Origin of the sequence: Pseudonocardia yunnanensis (genome assembly GCF_039534065.1) — a bacterium.
GTDB lineage: Bacteria > Actinomycetota > Actinomycetes > Mycobacteriales > Pseudonocardiaceae > Pseudonocardia > Pseudonocardia yunnanensis.
Genome location: NZ_BAAAUS010000002.1, coordinates 128,400 through 144,727, shown reverse-complemented (window position 1 = coordinate 144,727; position 16,328 = coordinate 128,400). Strand labels below are relative to the sequence as shown.

The 16,328-nt window shown below is 70.7% G+C and carries 18 protein-coding genes; 14 read left to right on the top strand and 4 right to left on the bottom strand.

Translation table 11 applies throughout. The annotated features are described in order from the left end of the window. Nucleotides 1-187: 187 nt before the first annotated feature. The 7 genes from ABD743_RS04250 (at nucleotide 188) to ABD743_RS04220 (ending at nucleotide 6,088) form a co-directional block, all read left to right on the top strand. Complete coding sequence (locus tag ABD743_RS04250; RefSeq protein WP_344719052.1) at nucleotides 188-793, top strand: TetR/AcrR family transcriptional regulator; 606 nt, start codon at nucleotides 188-190, stop codon at nucleotides 791-793. 98 nt (nucleotides 794-891) lie between these two features. After that, the gene (locus tag ABD743_RS04245) at nucleotides 892-2,463 is read left to right on the top strand and encodes an acetyl-CoA acetyltransferase (RefSeq protein WP_344719050.1); all 1,572 of its coding nucleotides are present in this window, start codon (nucleotides 892-894) and stop codon (nucleotides 2,461-2,463) included. 134 nt (nucleotides 2,464-2,597) lie between these two features. Further along, nucleotides 2,598-3,317: a type 1 glutamine amidotransferase gene (locus tag ABD743_RS04240; protein WP_344719048.1), complete on the top strand. Its 720-nt coding sequence runs from the start codon at nucleotides 2,598-2,600 to the stop codon at nucleotides 3,315-3,317. A gap of 115 nt (nucleotides 3,318-3,432) precedes the next feature. Next, nucleotides 3,433-4,083 (top strand): response regulator, encoded by a 651-nt coding sequence (locus ABD743_RS04235; protein ID WP_344719047.1) that lies wholly within the window; start codon nucleotides 3,433-3,435, stop codon nucleotides 4,081-4,083. Between the two features lie 117 nt (nucleotides 4,084-4,200). Next, nucleotides 4,201-5,184, top strand: coding sequence for an Acg family FMN-binding oxidoreductase (locus tag ABD743_RS04230; RefSeq protein WP_344719045.1), 984 nt, complete (start codon nucleotides 4,201-4,203; stop codon nucleotides 5,182-5,184). 128 nt (nucleotides 5,185-5,312) lie between these two features. Continuing rightward, nucleotides 5,313-5,786, top strand: coding sequence for an Hsp20/alpha crystallin family protein (locus tag ABD743_RS04225; protein WP_344719043.1), 474 nt, complete (start codon nucleotides 5,313-5,315; stop codon nucleotides 5,784-5,786). Nucleotides 5,787-5,827: 41 nt separating this feature from the next. Then, complete coding sequence (locus ABD743_RS04220; protein WP_344719042.1) at nucleotides 5,828-6,088, top strand: DUF1876 domain-containing protein; 261 nt, start codon at nucleotides 5,828-5,830, stop codon at nucleotides 6,086-6,088. Between the two features lie 44 nt (nucleotides 6,089-6,132). Here ABD743_RS04220 and ABD743_RS04215 read toward each other — a convergent pair whose 3' ends face one another. Beyond that, on the bottom strand, nucleotides 6,133-6,702 hold the full coding sequence (locus ABD743_RS04215; protein ID WP_344719040.1) for an Rv1733c family protein: 570 nt from the start codon (nucleotides 6,700-6,702) through the stop codon (nucleotides 6,133-6,135). A gap of 56 nt (nucleotides 6,703-6,758) precedes the next feature. Further along, nucleotides 6,759-7,670 (bottom strand): universal stress protein, encoded by a 912-nt coding sequence (locus tag ABD743_RS04210; protein ID WP_344719038.1) that lies wholly within the window; start codon nucleotides 7,668-7,670, stop codon nucleotides 6,759-6,761. A gap of 284 nt (nucleotides 7,671-7,954) precedes the next feature. Here ABD743_RS04210 and ABD743_RS04205 point away from each other — a divergent pair, with 284 nt between their 5' ends. After that, nucleotides 7,955-8,983 (top strand): Rieske 2Fe-2S domain-containing protein, encoded by a 1,029-nt coding sequence (locus tag ABD743_RS04205; RefSeq protein ID WP_344719036.1) that lies wholly within the window; start codon nucleotides 7,955-7,957, stop codon nucleotides 8,981-8,983. A 12-nt stretch (nucleotides 8,984-8,995) separates the two neighbouring features. On the opposite strand, the gene ABD743_RS04200 is transcribed toward ABD743_RS04205, so the two are convergent. Continuing rightward, nucleotides 8,996-9,694: a DUF998 domain-containing protein gene (locus ABD743_RS04200; protein ID WP_344719034.1), complete on the bottom strand. Its 699-nt coding sequence runs from the start codon at nucleotides 9,692-9,694 to the stop codon at nucleotides 8,996-8,998. 526 nt (nucleotides 9,695-10,220) lie between these two features. Here ABD743_RS04200 and ABD743_RS04195 point away from each other — a divergent pair. Then, nucleotides 10,221-12,338, top strand: coding sequence for a glycoside hydrolase family 172 protein (locus ABD743_RS04195; protein ID WP_344719032.1), 2,118 nt, complete (start codon nucleotides 10,221-10,223; stop codon nucleotides 12,336-12,338). On the opposite strand, the gene ABD743_RS04190 is transcribed toward ABD743_RS04195, so the two are convergent. After that, nucleotides 12,287-12,499 (bottom strand): hypothetical protein, encoded by a 213-nt coding sequence (locus ABD743_RS04190; RefSeq protein ID WP_344719030.1) that lies wholly within the window; start codon nucleotides 12,497-12,499, stop codon nucleotides 12,287-12,289. The genes ABD743_RS04195 and ABD743_RS04190 overlap by 52 nt on opposite strands. 318 nt (nucleotides 12,500-12,817) lie before the next feature. Here ABD743_RS04190 and ABD743_RS04185 point away from each other — a divergent pair, with 318 nt between their 5' ends. The 5 genes from ABD743_RS04185 (at nucleotide 12,818) to ABD743_RS04165 (ending at nucleotide 16,281) form a co-directional block, all read left to right on the top strand. Continuing rightward, the gene (locus tag ABD743_RS04185) at nucleotides 12,818-13,051 is read left to right on the top strand and encodes a hypothetical protein (RefSeq protein ID WP_344719028.1); all 234 of its coding nucleotides are present in this window, start codon (nucleotides 12,818-12,820) and stop codon (nucleotides 13,049-13,051) included. Nucleotides 13,052-13,067: 16 nt separating this feature from the next. Further along, nucleotides 13,068-13,703 (top strand): ferric reductase-like transmembrane domain-containing protein, encoded by a 636-nt coding sequence (locus tag ABD743_RS04180; protein ID WP_344719026.1) that lies wholly within the window; start codon nucleotides 13,068-13,070, stop codon nucleotides 13,701-13,703. Beyond that, entirely contained in the window at nucleotides 13,700-15,007 is a 1,308-nt protein-coding gene (locus tag ABD743_RS04175) for an NADH-ubiquinone oxidoreductase-F iron-sulfur binding region domain-containing protein (protein ID WP_344719024.1), read from the top strand. The genes ABD743_RS04180 and ABD743_RS04175 overlap by 4 nt, the downstream gene beginning before the upstream one ends. Next, nucleotides 15,004-15,237 (top strand): ferredoxin, encoded by a 234-nt coding sequence (locus ABD743_RS04170; RefSeq protein WP_344719022.1) that lies wholly within the window; start codon nucleotides 15,004-15,006, stop codon nucleotides 15,235-15,237. The genes ABD743_RS04175 and ABD743_RS04170 overlap by 4 nt, the downstream gene beginning before the upstream one ends. Nucleotides 15,238-15,336: 99 nt before the next feature. Beyond that, the gene (locus ABD743_RS04165) at nucleotides 15,337-16,281 is read left to right on the top strand and encodes an LLM class flavin-dependent oxidoreductase (protein WP_344719020.1); all 945 of its coding nucleotides are present in this window, start codon (nucleotides 15,337-15,339) and stop codon (nucleotides 16,279-16,281) included. Nucleotides 16,282-16,328: the final 47 nt, after the last annotated feature.

The window sequence follows — 16,328 nt, the reverse complement described above, 5'->3', positions numbered from 1 at the left end:
CCTTCCGCACGGCGTCGGGGTGATCGGAGGGGTCGAGGTGACTCCCCCGCCCACCCGGTCCCCCGCCCACCCTGCCTCACGCCCCGCCCACCCGCGTGAGGCGGGCCCCGCCCCGTCCGCGGCGTTATGGTGACGGCCACCGTCCAGAAGGTGTCCCCAGCCACCTCGTCCACAGTGGAGCCGCAGTATGCCGACATCGGGCCCCTCGGTCGGCAGGCCGCGCGATCCCGCGCTCGACCGACGGATCGCGCTCGCCGCGGTGGAGCTGTTCGGCCGGGCGGGCTGGGCGGGCTTCAGCGTGGAGGCCGTGGCCCGGCAGGCCGGTGCCGGAAAGGCGTCGATCTACCTGCGGTGGCCCACGAAGGAACGCCTGCTCTCCGACGCCCTCGAGACGCAGGTCATCGACCTCACCGACGCCGACACCGGCACCCTGCGCGGGGACCTCCTCCACCTGGCCCGGCAGCTACTCGACCTCTACCTGGGCGAATGCCGCCAGGCCGTGCTGCGGATGAGCGTGGAGGCCTCGGAGATCCCCGGCGTGGCGAACCGCTGGGCGACGCTGCAGGAGTCACAGGTCCTCGCCGCTCGCGCCATGGTCCGCCGTGCCATCCGGCGCGGGGAGGTCAGCGACGACACCTCCGTCACCCTGCTGCTCGACGCCCTGTGCGGCGGGGTCGTGATGCACGTGGTCGCCACACCGCCGCACCTGCGCCACCGTCTCCTCTCCGACGCCCCGCGATACGCCGAGAGCCTCGTGGACTTCCTCCTGCGCAGCGTCGACGCCGGATCCTGACACCCGCGTCGCCGTCGATCCGGCAGCACGGCTATGGTCACCGCCAATTCAGACGCGATGCGTCTAGAAAGGGTCCCGTCGGCCGGAGCCGCCCTCTCATGACCACGCTCGAGCTCGACCCCCGCACGCCCGTCCTGGTCGGGGTCGGACAGGCCTCCGAACGCCTCGACGACCCCGGCTACCGACGGCGTTCCGCCGTGGAACTGGCCGCCGCGGCGGCGACCGAGGCCCTCACCGACACGACGTCGGATCCTGTCGCGGTGGCGGCCGCGGTCGACACGGTCGCCGGGGTGCGGCAGATCGAGATCTCGATCCCCGGTGCCCACGCTCCCCTGGGCAGGTCCGACAACTACCCGCGATCGGTCGCCTCCCGGATCGGCGCCTCGCCTGCGCGCGCGATCCTCGAGGTCGTGGGAGGTCAGGCTCCCCAGCACCTGGTCACCGAGCTGGCGGCAACGATCGCCGCGGGCCGGTCGGAGGTGGCGCTCCTGTTCGGTTCGGAGGCGATCTCGACCGCCCGCCACCTGCGCACCGCCGAGGACCGGCCGGACTTCACCGAGCACGTCGACGGCGATCTCGAGGACCGCGGATTCGGCCTCCGGGGCATCCTGTCCCGCTACCAGACCGACCACGGGTTGGTGGGCATGCCGAGTCGATTCGCGCTGGTCGAGACCGCCCGCCGGGCACGGCTGGGGCAGACCCGCGAGGAGTACGCACTCGGGATGGGGCGACTCTTCGCCCCGTTCACCACGGTCGCCGCGGCGAATCCGCACGCCGCTGCCCCCACCGTGCGTACCGCCGAGGAGCTCGCCACGCCCTCCGCCGCCAACCGGCCGATCGCCGACCCCTACACCCGCTACCTCGTGGCGCGTGACCAGGTGAACCAGGGCGCGGCGGTGCTGCTGATGTCGGTGGCCTCGGCGCGGCGGCTCGGCGTGCCCCGGGAGCGGTGGGTGTTCCTGCACGGCCACGCCGACCTGCGCGAACGTGATCTGTTCGACCGCGCCGACCTGAGCGTGTCACCGGCATCGGTGCTCGCGGCACAGCATGCGCTCGACGTCGCCGGGATCGGCCCCGACCGGATCACGACGTTCGACCTCTACAGCTGTTTCCCGGTTGCGGTGTCGAACATCTGCGACGGCCTGGGCATCGACCCCGTCGACCCGCGAGGTCTCACCGTCACCGGTGGCCTGCCCTTCTTCGGAGGTGCGGGCAACAACTACTCGATGCACGCGATCGCCGAGACGGTGCAGCGGATGCGTGCCCTGCCGGGAGCTTTCGGGTTCGTCGGCGCCAACGGCGGCACGATGACCAAGTACTCGGCCGGGATCTACTCCACGGCTCCGGTGGAGTGGCGGCCGGACCGCAGCGCCGAGATCCAGGCCGAGATCGATTCGTGGCCCGCGCCCGAACATGTGGTGCGTGCGGCCGGCCGGGCGACGATCGAGACCTGCACGGTCACCCACACCCGCGAGGGCGCCCGCACGGGCATCGTCGTCGGACGGCTCGACGACGGTGGCGCCCGTTTCCTCGCCAGGAACGCCGACGGCGACGACACCGCAATCGAGCTACTGACCGTCGGCGAACCGGTCGGCGCGCCCATCCACGTCCGGTCGTTCGACGTCGGCAACCGGTTCAGCACGAGCGACGCATTCCGGAGACAGCGGTAACGGGACCTCGCGCCCAGCGCAGTGGCGCGAGGATGAGAGAGGCACATCACGGTCGATATGTCTCGCGCTGCGGCAGCGAGGCCGCGACCTTGAACGTCGACACCCGCCGCCGCGCCGCCCGCCCCGGAGCAACGATGCCTGAGCCCGACCCGCAGACCGTCCTCCTCCTCCAGCACCAGGACGACGGTGGCCCGGGCAACCTCGTGACGTGGCTCGACGAGCAGGGAATCCCGTGGGAGCTCGTCGAGGTCTCCGCCGGTTCCCTGCCACCGGTCACGCCGCACCGGGCGATCGTGGTGCTGGGCAGCGAGGAGGCCGCGTACGACCCCACGGTGGCCTGGCTCCCCGCCGAGAAGGCCTTCGTGGCGCAGGCCATGGCGCTCGGCACACCGGTTCTCGGGCTCTGCTTCGGCGGGCAACTGATCGCCGACGTGCTGGGCGGTCAGGTCACGAAGGCCGACGTCACCGAGATCGGCTGGGTCGACGTCGCAGCCCTGCCGAATTCCGCCCATAACGGTGCCGCTGCGGATCCGGCCGGCGCCGTCGTGCCCGGCGTGTGGTTCGCGTGGCACTACGACGAGTTCCAGCCGCCGCCCGGCAGCACGGTGCTCGCCGCGACGAGCAACTGCGTGCACGCGTTCCGCCACGGGCGCCACCTGGCTCTGCAGTTCCACCCCGAGGTCTCACCCGCGCACATCAAGGTGTGGCTGGACAAGACGTTGCGGCAGGATCGGCCGGCGATGAACGCCGAGGACGCCCGCCGCATGCTCGATGAGTCCGAACGGCGCAGCACCGCAGCCCGCGACGCCGCCTTCCGCCTGTACGCGTCGTTCTTCGGCGAATCCACGTCCTGACGGCAGAGGCGAAGGGCCCGCGGTCCGGGGTCGTTCGCGGGCGGCAGAACCAGCGGAGCGCCGGTACGTTCGGTGCGAATCCGCGAGGAGAGAGGCCGACGAGAGGCCGGTTGCCGTGAGCATCACCGTGTTCCTGCTCGACGACCACGAGATCGTCCGGCGTGGCATCGCTCAACTGCTCGAATCCGAGGACGACATCCAGGTCGTCGGCGAGGCCGGCAGCGCCGCCCAGGCCATGGCCCGGATTCCCGCCCTGCGACCCGACGTGGCGATCCTCGACGTCCGGCTCCCCGACGGCGAGGGCGTCACCGTCTGCCGCGAGATCCGCTCCACCGTGTCGCCGCCTCCGGCCTGCCTGATGCTCACCTCGTACTCCGACGACGAGGCCCTCTTCGGGGCCATCATGGCCGGAGCCTCCGGCTACCTGCTGAAACAGGTCACCGGGATCGACCTCATCGGCGCCGTGCGCACCATCGCCTCGGGCGGCTCCCTCCTCGACCCGAAGGCCACCGCCGTCGTCCTGGAGCGCCTGCGCAAGGGCGAGGAACCCCCCGATCCCCGCTACGAGTCACTCAGCCCCCAGGAGCGACGAATCCTCGGTTACATCGCCGACGGCCTCACCAACCGCCAGATCGGCGCCGAGATGTACCTCGCCGAGAAGACGGTCAAGAACTACGTCTCCTCATTGCTGCACAAGCTCGGCTTCTCACGCCGTACCGAAGCCGCCGTCTATGCCGCGGAACACCGCCGGGGCAGCGGAACCTGACGACAGGACCAACGGCCCGCATCCTGGGAACGAGTGGCACTCGTCCGAGCGGGTACCGAGGCGCAGGCTCGGGGAAAGCCCCGTGCACCGGGGAAATGCGATGACGAGCGAGCAGTGATGAGCGAACTCGACCTGGCCGGGGCGGTATCCGACGCCCTGCGGGCACCTTCGGTTCAGAACACCCAGCCCTGGAAGTGGCGCATTTTCCACGACTCGGTGCAGCTGTACGCGGACGAGGACCGCCACCTCTACGTGACCGATCCCGAGCAGCGCGACCTCGTCCTGAGCTGCGGCGCCGCCCTGCACCACCTCCTCGTCGCCCTCGCCGCCCGCGCCGTCGGGGCCGACGTGACGCGCCTGCCCGACCCCGAGGACTGCGACCACCTCGCCACGATCGCCGTGAACCCCGCTTCGGCGCCCGACCCACTCACCGCCTCGCTCTACCCCGCCATCGCCACTCGGCGGACCGACCGGCGCCGCATGAGCGACGACCCGGTGTCTCCCGACCAGATGGAAGCCTTGCAGGAGCACGCCGGGCACGCCGGTGGCCTGCTCGTGTCGGTGACCGAGCCGCACGCCCGAGAGCAACTGGTCGCCACACTCACCGAGGCGAACGAACAACAGCGCCACGAACCCGGCTACGCGTCCGAGCTGCGGCTGTGGACCCACCGACTTCCCGGCAGCCACGACGGCATCCCCGCCGACGCGGTAGCTGCTCCCGTCTGCGGCGCGCGACCGACCGGGCTGCGGCGCTTCGGACCCGCCACCCTCGCCCAGCCGCCGCTGTCGCCGGGGCATACCCCGGACGACGCCGCGGAGTTCCTGGTCGTGGTCACCCAGTCCGACACCGTGCTGGACCACCTCCGCGCCGGGGAGGCCACGAGCGCGGTGCTGCTCGCGGCGACCCGGATGGGGTTGGCCAGCACCCCGCTCAGCCAGGCACTCGAGATCGACTCCTGCCGGCACCGGATACGCACCGAAGTGCTGCGCATGCCCGAGTACCCGCAGCTCGTGGTCCGGGTCGGCCTGCCGGCCGCCGGTGCCGACGAGCTGCCGGTGACGCCACGCCGCGCGCTCCGCTCGGTCCTTCTCCCCGCCTGAGGTTCGCGCACTCGACAAGTTCGCGAGTCCCCCGGCAACGGGCCGAAGGACTCTGCCCGGGGGTTCGGCGGGCGAGCAGGGTTGACCGGCACCCGGACCATGACCGTCAGCACGGAGAGGAGCCGCAGATGAGCAGCTTGATGCGGCGCGACCGAGGCGGCGATGTCGCCAACCGCCTCAACCGGATGGACCGGTTCCTGGACGAGTGGATGCGTGCACTGCCGGGCCGTCGCCCCTTCGGCCTGGGCGTGGACTGGCTCGGCGAGGACGCGATCCGCGTCGACCAGTTCCGTGAGGGCGACACCGAGGTCATCCGCGCTGAACTGCCCGGGATCGACCCGGAGAAGGACGTCGACCTCACCGTCGGCGGCGGGGTGCTGCGGATCAACGCCGAACGGCGCGTCGAGGAGAAGACCGAGGACACGGGGTATCTGCGCCACGAGCTGCGCTACGGCCGGTTCGCCCGCACGTTGCCACTTCCCGAAGGTGTGACCGATTCCGACATCACCGCCACCTACAAGGACGGGATCCTCGAGATCCGCATCCCGATCCCGCAGACCACCACCAGCGAACGCAAGAAGATCGAGATCAGCAAGAGCTGACGATCGGGCACGTCTCGCCGGGCACACACCCAGGACACGACATGATCGAGAAGCGCTGGAACATCGACATCACGATCGACGAGCAGGACGGGAACACCCGCGCGACGGCCCGGCTGCACACCCCGGAGAGCGATCGGCTGGTCGGCACCGGGCTGGCTCGGCTAAACCCGACCGACCACGACGTGCCCGAGATCGGCGACGAGCTCGCCGTCGCACGCGCGCTCGCCGACCTCAGCGACCGTCTGCTCAGGGACGCCACCCTCGACATCAGCAGGAACATGGGGCGCGACCTGCGGGTCTGACCCCTCATCGCGATCTCAGGCCGCCTGCACGCGCACGTGGCCTGCTACCGGTGACCTGTCCACTCCGGTCCGATGTCGGCCCACTCGCGCGCCCATCGCCGGGAGTTGACCGCGTCGATCCCGCGCCGCACCAGCAACCACACCACACCGAGCACGGACGCCCCGACGGCCAGCACGGCGATGCCGGTGAATACTCCTGCCGCCACCGCGTCCACACCCGCCGGGGGCGGATCCACGGCCGCGCCGCTGCGGTCCAACCACACCGCCACCTCGGAGCCGGCGGGCGTCGCGGCCGTCACGGGCACGAGGCCGGTCCGCCGGACACCGTCGAGACCTACCCACTCCACCTCGACAGCGATCCGGCTCCCCGGGTCGAGGGGCACCAGCGGCGCCTGCGCGAGCACGGTGGCGGGCACCATGGTCCGGTCCATCGACTGGGTGCGTATGCGCTCGTTCACCCGGCCGTGCGCGCCGACGCCGGCGATCAAGGCGACCGCGACGAGCAGCAGCGACGCGGAGAGCAGCACCCACACCACCACGTCCTCGACGAGGTCGGTCGCCCGGCGTGGCAGCCTCCCGACCGCCGCGCGGTGGTCTTCCTGCTCACCGGGCACCGCGACCACCTCGCCCCCTTCTCCGTCTCAGCTCCTTGGCGTCACGACCGCGCTGATCAGCTCTCGTCCTCGTCGAGGGGCCGAACCACTGCAACGGAGCAGGGCGCCCGGTGCAACACGGCGTGGCTGACCGAGCCGAGCAGCAGACCCGCCGCGGCACCCCGGCCACGGGAACCGACCACGACCAGTTGCGCCTGCTGCGACTCCTCGATCAGAGCGTGTGCCGGGCGGTCGTGCGTGACCACCCGATACACCCGCACGTCCGGGTATTTCTCGCTCCACCCGGCCAGTCGCTCCGCCAGCACCTCGTGCTCATCGGTCTCGACGGCTTCCCAGTCGTACAGCAGCGCCGAAATCCCCGGGTCCATCACCAGGTCCCACCACGCATGCACCGCCACCAGCGGGACACCCCGCGCGCTCGCCGCCCCGAATGCGAAGGCCAGCGCCGCCTCGCTGATCTGCGACCCGTCCACGCCGACGACGACCGGTCGCGGCCCGTCCTCCGCCGCCGGGGGCTCCTCCTCCCGGCGCGCCAGGATCACCGGACACTCCGCCTGCGCGGCCATGGCGACGGCGACCGAACCGACCAGCAGACAACTCACGCCCCCGTGGCCACGGTCGCCGAGAACGAGCATCTGGGCCCGCCGCGACTCCTCCCGCAACACCGGAACCGGGAACCCCACGACGAGCTGCTGCTCCACCGGCCTCCCCGCGGCGACCTCCTCCGCCACCGCCGCAGCCTCGGCCAACTGGCGTCGTGCCGCCCCGAGCATGATGTCGCGGTAGTCGCCCCCGAGCCCGATCCGCCCGATCACATGGTCCTGGTTCCAGGCCATCGCCGTGACCAGCCGCAACGTCACGTTCCGACGGGCCGCCTCGGCAGCGCCCCACCGCACCGCCTCCAGCGCGTTCTCCGACCCGTCGACCCCGACGACCACCGTCCGGCCATGGTGCCGCCCATCCGCCATGTCCCCTCCTCGATCGGTCGTCCCCGAGCGTGTCCCGGCCGACGGGCTTCGGGCAGTGGCTCCCGGCCCTGACCGGAGGGTCTTCGGACCTCAGGAGAACGTACAAACCGGCCATACCGCCAAAATCCCCACCCGACCCTCCGACCCCGGACGGCCCAGCGATCAGGTGCGGGGCGGGGTCGCCAGACCCTCGGGTCCGACCTGCTCATTTCGCCCGAACCACGCACGATGATCAACATCCTGGTTGGATCAGCGGTCGACGACTGCCATCGACCGGAGATCACATGAACGACTCTTACTCCCCGGAAGCCCTGCACGAGGCCTACCAGCACCTCTGGTTCGTGGTCGCCCGCTCGCAGGACATCGACGTCCCCCAGCCGGCCCAACTGCTCGGCAGGCGGCTCGTCGTCTTCCGCGATTCAGACGGCCAGGCCCGGGTTCTCGATCGCCGCTGTATCCACCGCGGCGCCGACCTGGCGGCGGGCACGGTCCGCCGCGACGGCCTGCAATGCCCCTACCACGGCTGGGAGTTCGACGGCGCCACCGGCGTCTGCTCACACATTCCCGCACTCCGGGACGGCGCACGCATCCCGCCGAAGGCCAGGGTGGGCAGGTACCCCGTCATCGAGCGCTTCGGACATGTGTGGACGTGCCTGGGCAATCCGGTCTTCGACCTGCCGGACCCTCCGGAGATCGCCGATCTCACCCTCGACTGGCGCGCGGCGACCCCGATCCCCGCCAAGTGCGGCTTCATGGCAGCCGTGGAGAACTTCCGGGACATGGCGCATTTCCCGTTCGTGCACGCGGAGTCGATGGGCGAGGTGAACCCGGTGGTCCCCGATCTCGACGTGCAGCGCGACGGCAGGGAGGTGCGCGCCTCGTTCTTCTACGAGCAGGTCGCCGGATCGGAGTTCTCCGACACCGGCGACGCGTGGATGCACTACCACACCTACGCCCCCGGCATCGCCACGATCCTCTACGACTTCGGTCCCGGCATCGGCAAGCGCTACCTCGTCGACTTCCCCTCGCCCGTCAGCCACGACGAGTGCGTGATCTTCTGGGCCGTCGCCACCGACAAGGACTTCACCGGCGGCACGGTGGAGGAGGTCCTCGCGATCGAGACGAAGGTCTTCGACGAGGACACACCGATCCTGGAGGGGCTCGACCCCAAGGAGGTGCCGCTGGCGAACCAGGTGCAGGAGGTCTCATGCACCGCGGACGTCTACACGCTGAACTACCGCAGCGCCACCAAGCACGTCGTCCAGGAGATCCGCAAGGCCAGGTCGGCGGAGCCCGTGGACGTCCGCGCGTAACGGGCAGGCCGCTCAGGCCGGGCCCTCGTGCACCTGGGCGACTTCCCGCCGACCCCGGCCGTCCTCCGGTGGCCGGTCACCGAGCAGCGCCTCCCCCTTGACCAGCCAGGACACCCCGAACGCGAGGACGGCCACCGTCTCCAGCCAGAACAGCGGCCGGTACTCGGCCTTCACGGCGTCACCGACGACGAGGTCGGTGAACACCGCGAGCACCAGGCAGGCGACGATCACCCACCCGCAGACGCGGTAGACGACGTTGCGCACGAGCTTCCGCGGGGTCATGTCGCCGTCGGTCCTCGTGAACAGGAACAGCGAGAAGATCGCCAGCGCGATGAAGAACACCGCGGCGAACACGAGGTGCACCACGCCGACGACCCGCACCCAGCCCGTCCCGCCCCCCTCCGGCGCGGTCGGGAACAGGGCGAGACCGATGGCCGCGATGCCGGCGCCATCGCCGAGCAGGTCGTCCGCCTTGCCGAAGCGGTAGGACAGCAGGAAGACCCCGATCGCGCAAAGGCTCCCGACGAGCACGCCGCGCATCCCCGTGTAGTAGTAGGCGCTCACCGACGACAGCAGGCCCACGTCGAACAGGACCGCCGCACCGATGGCCAGGACGGGTGGCAGGGCCACACCGATCGCGCCCACGCTCCTGCGCAGGCTCGTGTACGACAGCACGGCGTTCCGGTTGGGTGTGAACCACGACGGGTCCATGTCACGCTCCTCTTGGGGGCTCGCCGGGACACCGGTCCGGCAACATCATTCCGCCGGCGCCGTGCCTCCGGTACCCGTCCCCCGCCGACCGGACACCCCGTTCCGAATGCGGACCGACAACAGCCGGCCGCCCATGGACCCGGGAGTCCGGCCGTGCAGATCATGGGAATCTCCGGATCGGCCCGGCTTTCCGTCAGGGAATCAGCTGCCGACGCGGCAGCGGTCCGGCGACCAGGTTTCGAGCGTGGCAGGCACAGGTCATGTTGCCGCGTTTATACGAGGCAATGGCTATAGTTCCCCGGTTACTGGTTGGGAGAATGGTCCTACTCGCATGTAAAGGCACGTGGATCTGCGGGTTGCTGGGCGTCGACCACGACGGCGCGACAGCTCGCCATTACTGGCGTCCCATGGCCATCGGTGGGAAACTCGCCATGGCTATCCCCACCGCATGGAGCGGCTCATGCTTCGCGTCCACCGGGACCTGATCGTACTGTTAGCGCTAGTCATCGCGATCGTCACCGGAACCATGGCGGCCCAGCCTGTCGCCGCCCAGCCGTCGTCGCACCCGACGGCGGCGCCGGACAAGGGTCCGGTCGGCTGGGACACCTACCGGCGATTGGACCGGCTACCGGAACTGACCACCGGCGTGCGCACCAGCCAGTTCTCCAGTTCCGACCGCACCGGCGGCAACACCGACTGGTGGTCCAACCCCAACCAGTGCCTGCGGCTGAACGGCACCGGCGCCGAGCCGGCGCGATTCGACAGCACCGCGTCGCCCAGGCTGCGCACCCGGGCTACCCAATGCGTCGTCGCGGAGCACTCCGGCCCGGGGGAGGTGGATGCGATCTGGTTCACCTGGGCCGGCGGCAACGTGGCCGGCGTCGGCAACATCACGATCACCCTGGACGGCCGGCAGATCATGCACGCACCGCTGCAGGATGTGGTGAACGGCAAGCTGGGCGCGCCGTTCGTGTACCCGCTGGTGGCCAACGCCGACCAGAGCTCGGGTGGGGTCTACATCGCGGTGCCGATGCCGTTCACGTCTCACATGTTGATCACAACGGACAGCTCGTCGTTCTACTACCACGTCACCTACCGGACGTTCGCGGACGCGAGCGCAGTGTCCACATTCGACCCGAGCGACCGGGCGACCGACGTGCTGGCGCTGCTGCGCGCGGCCGGTACCCGCGACCCGAAACCACCGCTGCCCGCCGCGACCACCAGCACGACCGCGGTCGGGCTGGCGCCCGGCGCCACCCAGACCATCGGCACCGCACGCGGTCCGGGCGAGCTGACCGCGGTCCGGCTGCGACTGCCGCAGGCACATTACGTCGTGCCGAGGGCGGTGACTGATGCCGGCCGCACCTTCGGCAAGGGCGGTTCCAGCACGTTCACCATCAAGATCGACCCGAACAACAACGGGGTCGTGCTCACCAGGCGACTCGACCCGGGCATCGCCAACCAGGCGGCCACCGTGTCGGTGGACTCGACCGTGGTGGCCAGTTGGGCAGCCAACGGGGTTTCCGCGGCCGAGCTGGCACGGCGCGCCGGCGCGACGCACTGGCCTTATGCGGGCGCCCCGGCCGCTCGGGTCACCGGCGACTGGGTCGAGCAGTCGGTCAGCTTACCGGCGACCGTGACCGCCGGCAGGTCGCAGATCACCATCAAGAACACATTCGCGCCCTCCGACCGGGGCTTCACAGAGTTTCACTACTGGGTGGACAGCGTGGTCAACGGGACATCGCGGCCCACCGACGAGGTCGACGTCGGCAACGCGGCCGACGAGACCGCGCACGCCTACCTGATCGCCGGCCAGACCTGGTCGGGCGTACGCACCTACCAGGAGCCGCTTAGCGCCGCGCAACTGGCCGACCTGCACACCGCGCAGCAGCTGTTGCAGGGCGTGCGGCTGCGGATCCGCGTCGACGGGCAGACCCTGGTCGACTCGCCGGTCGGCGAGTTCTTCGGCAGCGGTTTCGGGGTGCAGCCGGTGGCCTCGTTGATGTTCGGCATGGACGTCCGACCGGGCGGCTGGTATTCGGCCTGGTGGCCGATGCCCTACCTGCGCGGCGCCACCGTCACGCTCTACAACGGATCCTCGATCGCGGTGTCCGGGGCGCAAGCGCAGGTGAGCCAGGCACCCGATGCCCGGCTGGCCGCGGAGCTGGCCGCCGGCCGCATCGGTTACTTCCGGACCAGCTCTCACGCCGGTTCCACCACGCCGAAGCGGGACTGGCCGTATCTGACGGCTACCGGAACCGGCAAGTTCGTCGGGGACACCGTGGACATGCAGGGTCCGGTTGCCCGCGACCACCTCGAAGGTGACGAGCGGGTCTACACCGACGGCTCGCAGTCGCCGCAGATCCACGGCACCGGCACCGAGGACTACTACGAAAGCGGCTGGTTCTTCAACCGCGGCACGTACAACACCCCGTTGCACGGCAACACCGCGCACCTCACGCCGTCCACCGGCTGCGCCGCGAGCACCGACTGCACCTCGGCTTTCCGGCTGTGGCTGGCCGAGGCGGTGCCGTTCCACAACACCATCACCTTCGGCATCGAGCACGGACCGGTGGACGACGTGTCGGCCGACTACTCCAGCACCGCGTACTGGTACGGCCGGACCCAGGCCACCGCCAGGTAGACGGGACTGTCGGCGTCGTACAGCAGGCGCTGACAGAACCCGATGAACACGGTGGCGTTGACGGTGCCCTCCTGCACGCTGAACCGCAGCGCGCCCTGGGGGCTGACCGCGGAGAGCATGTTGAGCGAGAACCGGCTGATCGATTCGACTGCGACGCCCACTTCGGGCGAATCGGCCCGCGCTGCCGCGAAGTCCGCTTCCGCCCCAAATCATGGATACTTTACCTCCGAATCTGCAAACATTGTCGACTTGAATGATCAAGTCCACCAGAGCCTTTCGACACCGGCCACTCGTTGCTAACCTCGCGGGCGTTGTGCTGAATACACGAAAGGAGCTTCGAGATATGCGTAGCAGCACGAACGCTCCCCGGATCCAGATCGAGTGGTGCCAACTCCCGTCCGGCCGGTCTCATATATGACGGCACCGAACTGAGCTCCCCGAAATCGAGAGCAAGCCGCCGCCACGAGGGCCCACCACCTGTGGATCCGTCCCTGCGCGGTCGCACCCTCCGTCGCGCGCGGGCCCGGACGTTGATCGCCATCGTCACAGCCGCGAGCGTGGTCGCCGGCGCAGTGCTGGCCACCCTGTTCTGGGTCGTGCTCACGCAGACGCACGCGTCCGGTATGCCGACACCCGTGCCCCGGCGGGGCGAGGTGCAGATCGACGACCCCTCGTCCGCGGCAGTGGGCCCGGGCGCAGCGGCTCGATCATGACGAGGACTTCTCCCCGATGAACGTGGACATCTCGGCTCCCCCCTGGTCCGGCGCCACCGGCACACGCCCGACGGTCGCGGACGCCGTCGAGGACGGGTTCACGGCCGCCGGTCACGCCATGGGGCTCGTCGCGATGCTCCTGCTGACGGCCACGGTGGTGCTCGGCACCCTGCATTCCGGACGAGTGTCGAGTGCGAACTGGCCCCGGTTCGCGGTGCACGCCGTGCACCGCAACGTGTCGCTGCTGGCGGTCGCCTTCCTCGTCGTGCACATCGTCGTCGCCATCGGCAAACCCCGCTCCGGGCTCTCCTGGCCCGTCGCCGTGGTGCCCTACTCCACCGCCCCCCATCCGATCTGGCTCGGGATGGGAACCGTGGCACTCGAACTGCTGCTCGCCGCGATCGTCACCAGCATGCTGCGGCTCAGGATCGGCTTCCGCTCGTGGCGCGCCGTGCACGTGGTGGCGTACGCGAGCTGGCCGCTCGCGCTCGCGCACGGGCTGGGTCTCGGCGCGACCGACAGGAGGCTCGGCTGGGTGATGGCCGTCTACCTCGGGTGTGCGGTGGCGGTCGCGGCGGCGATCACGCGGCGATGCCTGACCGTCGATGCCGACCGTGACGCGCGGCGGGCCGCAAAGGCAGGTCAGCGGTGACCGCACCTACGTCCGTGCCCCTCCCGGATCCGCCGAGCGGGAGCGTGCGGCTGCTGGCCGGCTCGGCCGGGAGCGGCTCCCCTGCCGCGTTGGCCGACCATCTCGCCCGCTACGGCCCGCTCCCGGTCCGCACCGATGGGCCGGCGGAGCTGATCGATGCGGTCGACCGATCCGGGCTGCGCGGCCGAGGCGGGGCGGGCTTCCCGATGAGCCGCAAGCTGAGGACGGTCGCGGCCGGCCGGGGCAGGCCGATCGTGGTCGCGAACGGCTGCGACGGCGACCCTGCCACCGCAAAGGACGCGAAGCTGCTCGAGTTCGCCCCCCACCTGGTCATCGACGGTGTCCTGCTCGCCTGCCACGCCGTCGGCGCGGATGAGGCGGCCATCTGTGTGGGCGAAGGACACGCACACGCCCGCTCGATGCACGCGGCCCTCGACGCACGGCGCGACGAGAACGTCACGATCCGCGCGGTGGAGGTGCCGCGCCGCTACGTGGCCGGCGAGGAGTCCGCCCTGGTCAACTTCCTGAACAGCGGCGACGCCCGGCCCACCGTCACCCCGCCCCGTCCGGCGGAGCGCGGGGTCGGTGGTCGTCCGACGCTGGTCGACAACGTCGAGACACTGGCTCACCTGGCACTGATCACCCGCTTCGGCGCGCGCTGGTTCCGGGCGGCGGGTACGGCGCAGTCTCCGGGCACCACCCTCGTCACGCTGGGAGGCGCCGTGCGCAGACCCGGTGTGTACGAGGTCGAGCTCGGCACGCCCGTCGGCGCGGTGCTGGCAGAGGCCGGAGGTGAGTCCGAGCCGTTGCAGGCGGTGCAGATCGGCGGCCTGGGCGGCAGCTGGGTGTCGATCCGGCAGGCACGAGCGCTGCCGCTCGCGCACGAGGACTGCCGGGCAGCAGGAACGGTGATGGGCACAGCGGCGCTCGTCGCTCTGCCGCAACACGCCTGTGGCATCGCCGAGACCGCCCGCACCCTGCGTTACCTCGCGGTGGAGTCGGCCGGGCAGTGCGGGCCGTGCATGTTCGGACTGCCGGCGATCGCCGACGACATGGACGACCTCGTTCGAGGTGCCGATCCGTCGGGGGCCGCGCTCGACCGCCTGCACAACCGGCTGGGGATGATCGAGGGCCGCGGCGCGTGCGCGCATCCTGACGCCACCACCCGGTTCGCCGCCGCGGCTCTGCGCGTTTTCGCCGACGACATCGCCGACCACGTCGCCGGCCGCACGTGCCCGTGGGTGGACGCCGCACCGTGGATGCCCGTGCCCGATCCGGCCGGTCGTTCCGAGGGAGAGCGATGAGGGACGACACGCGGCTCGGCCTCGAGGTGGATCCCATCATGTGCCGCGGCCACGGACTCTGCGCCGAGCTCCTCCCCGAGCAGGTCCTGCTCGACGAATGGGGCTACCCGCATCTCGCATCGCGCGAGGTGCCTCCAACGCTCCGGGCGCAGGCGCGGGCCGCGGCGAGCGCGTGCCCCACGCTCGCGCTCCGGCTACGTCGCCTCGAAGGAGAGAACCGCAGCTCCTGAGCCGGGCAGAGGCAGCCATATGTCACGCGAGTCCATTTCCTCCCTCAGGGCATTCGCCCGATTCCGAACCGTGGCTCGTCCGGTAACTACGCTGCAGAGGTGCGATTCGCGATATCCATCCCACAGACCGTTCACGGCGGAAAATACGACACGGGTGCGCTGCAGGCCCACCTCGCGCGGGTGGAGGAGCTCGGGTTCGACAGCGCCTGGACGCAGGAGCAGGTCCTGGGGTCCGCGCCCCGCCTGAGCGCCATCGAGACGATGACCTACGCGGCCGCGTGCACGCAGCGGCTCCGGCTGGGGTGCGCGGTGTTCGTCACGCCGCTGCACAACCCGGTTCAGCTGGCCAAGAGCCTGAGTTCGCTCGACCAGCTCAGCGGCGGGCGCATCGAGGTGGGCGTCGGCACCGGTGGGCGCCACCGGAGCTTCGCCACGTTCGGCGTGGATCCGGAGGGGCTGGTCACCCGGTTCACCGAGGGCCTGCGCCTGATGAAGGAGCTGTGGACCGAGCCCCGCGTCAGCTTCTCCGGGCGCTTCTACCAGGCGGATGGCGCCACGATGGAGCCCAAACCGCTCCAGAAGCCGCATCCGCCGATCTGGTTCGGAGCCGCGCATCCGGACGCGCTGCGCCGGGCGGTCCGGCTCGGTGACGGCTTCTTCGGCGCCGGCTCGTCCACTACGGCACAGTTCGCCGACCAGGTGAAGGTCGTACGCGGGGCGTTGACCGACATGGGTCGCGACAGCGCCGGTTTCCCGATCGCCAAACGCGTGTACATCGCGGTCGACGACGACGCGGCCCGCGCCCAGGCACGTCTCTCCGATGCGCTGGGCCAGCTCTATTCCCACGCCGGACGCAACGACCTCGTCTCCACGGCCGTGTGGGGGCCACCGGCCGACTGCGTCCGGGGTCTGCGCGAGGTGGCCGAGGCCGGCGCCGAGCTGATCCACCTGAACCCGCTCTTCGACGACGCGGAGCAGATGGAACGCCTGGCCGCCGAGGTGATGCCCGAGCTGTCGACCACCCCGACGACCGAGCAAGCCTGATCGACCGATCACGGTAAGCCGGGCGGTGCGCTCGGCCACGGTTCTCC

What these genes read in the sequence shown, in the direction of transcription:
- ABD743_RS04250 (WP_344719052.1), top strand. Translation starts at nt 188, where the DNA reads ATGCCGACATCGGGCCCCTCGGTCGGCAGGCCGCGCGATCCCGCGCTC.
- ABD743_RS04245 (WP_344719050.1), top strand. Translation starts at nt 892, where the DNA reads ATGACCACGCTCGAGCTCGACCCCCGCACGCCCGTCCTGGTCGGGGTC.
- ABD743_RS04240 (WP_344719048.1), top strand. Translation starts at nt 2,598, where the DNA reads ATGCCTGAGCCCGACCCGCAGACCGTCCTCCTCCTCCAGCACCAGGAC.
- ABD743_RS04230 (WP_344719045.1), top strand. Translation starts at nt 4,201, where the DNA reads ATGAGCGAACTCGACCTGGCCGGGGCGGTATCCGACGCCCTGCGGGCA.
- ABD743_RS04225 (WP_344719043.1), top strand. Translation starts at nt 5,313, where the DNA reads ATGAGCAGCTTGATGCGGCGCGACCGAGGCGGCGATGTCGCCAACCGC.
- ABD743_RS04220 (WP_344719042.1), top strand. Translation starts at nt 5,828, where the DNA reads ATGATCGAGAAGCGCTGGAACATCGACATCACGATCGACGAGCAGGAC.
- ABD743_RS04210 (WP_344719038.1), bottom strand. Translation starts at nt 7,670, where the DNA reads ATGGCGGATGGGCGGCACCATGGCCGGACGGTGGTCGTCGGGGTCGAC.
- ABD743_RS04205 (WP_344719036.1), top strand. Translation starts at nt 7,955, where the DNA reads ATGAACGACTCTTACTCCCCGGAAGCCCTGCACGAGGCCTACCAGCAC.
- ABD743_RS04200 (WP_344719034.1), bottom strand. Translation starts at nt 9,694, where the DNA reads ATGGACCCGTCGTGGTTCACACCCAACCGGAACGCCGTGCTGTCGTAC.
- ABD743_RS04195 (WP_344719032.1), top strand. Translation starts at nt 10,221, where the DNA reads ATGGCGGCCCAGCCTGTCGCCGCCCAGCCGTCGTCGCACCCGACGGCG.
- ABD743_RS04180 (WP_344719026.1), top strand. Translation starts at nt 13,068, where the DNA reads ATGAACGTGGACATCTCGGCTCCCCCCTGGTCCGGCGCCACCGGCACA.
- ABD743_RS04170 (WP_344719022.1), top strand. Translation starts at nt 15,004, where the DNA reads ATGAGGGACGACACGCGGCTCGGCCTCGAGGTGGATCCCATCATGTGC.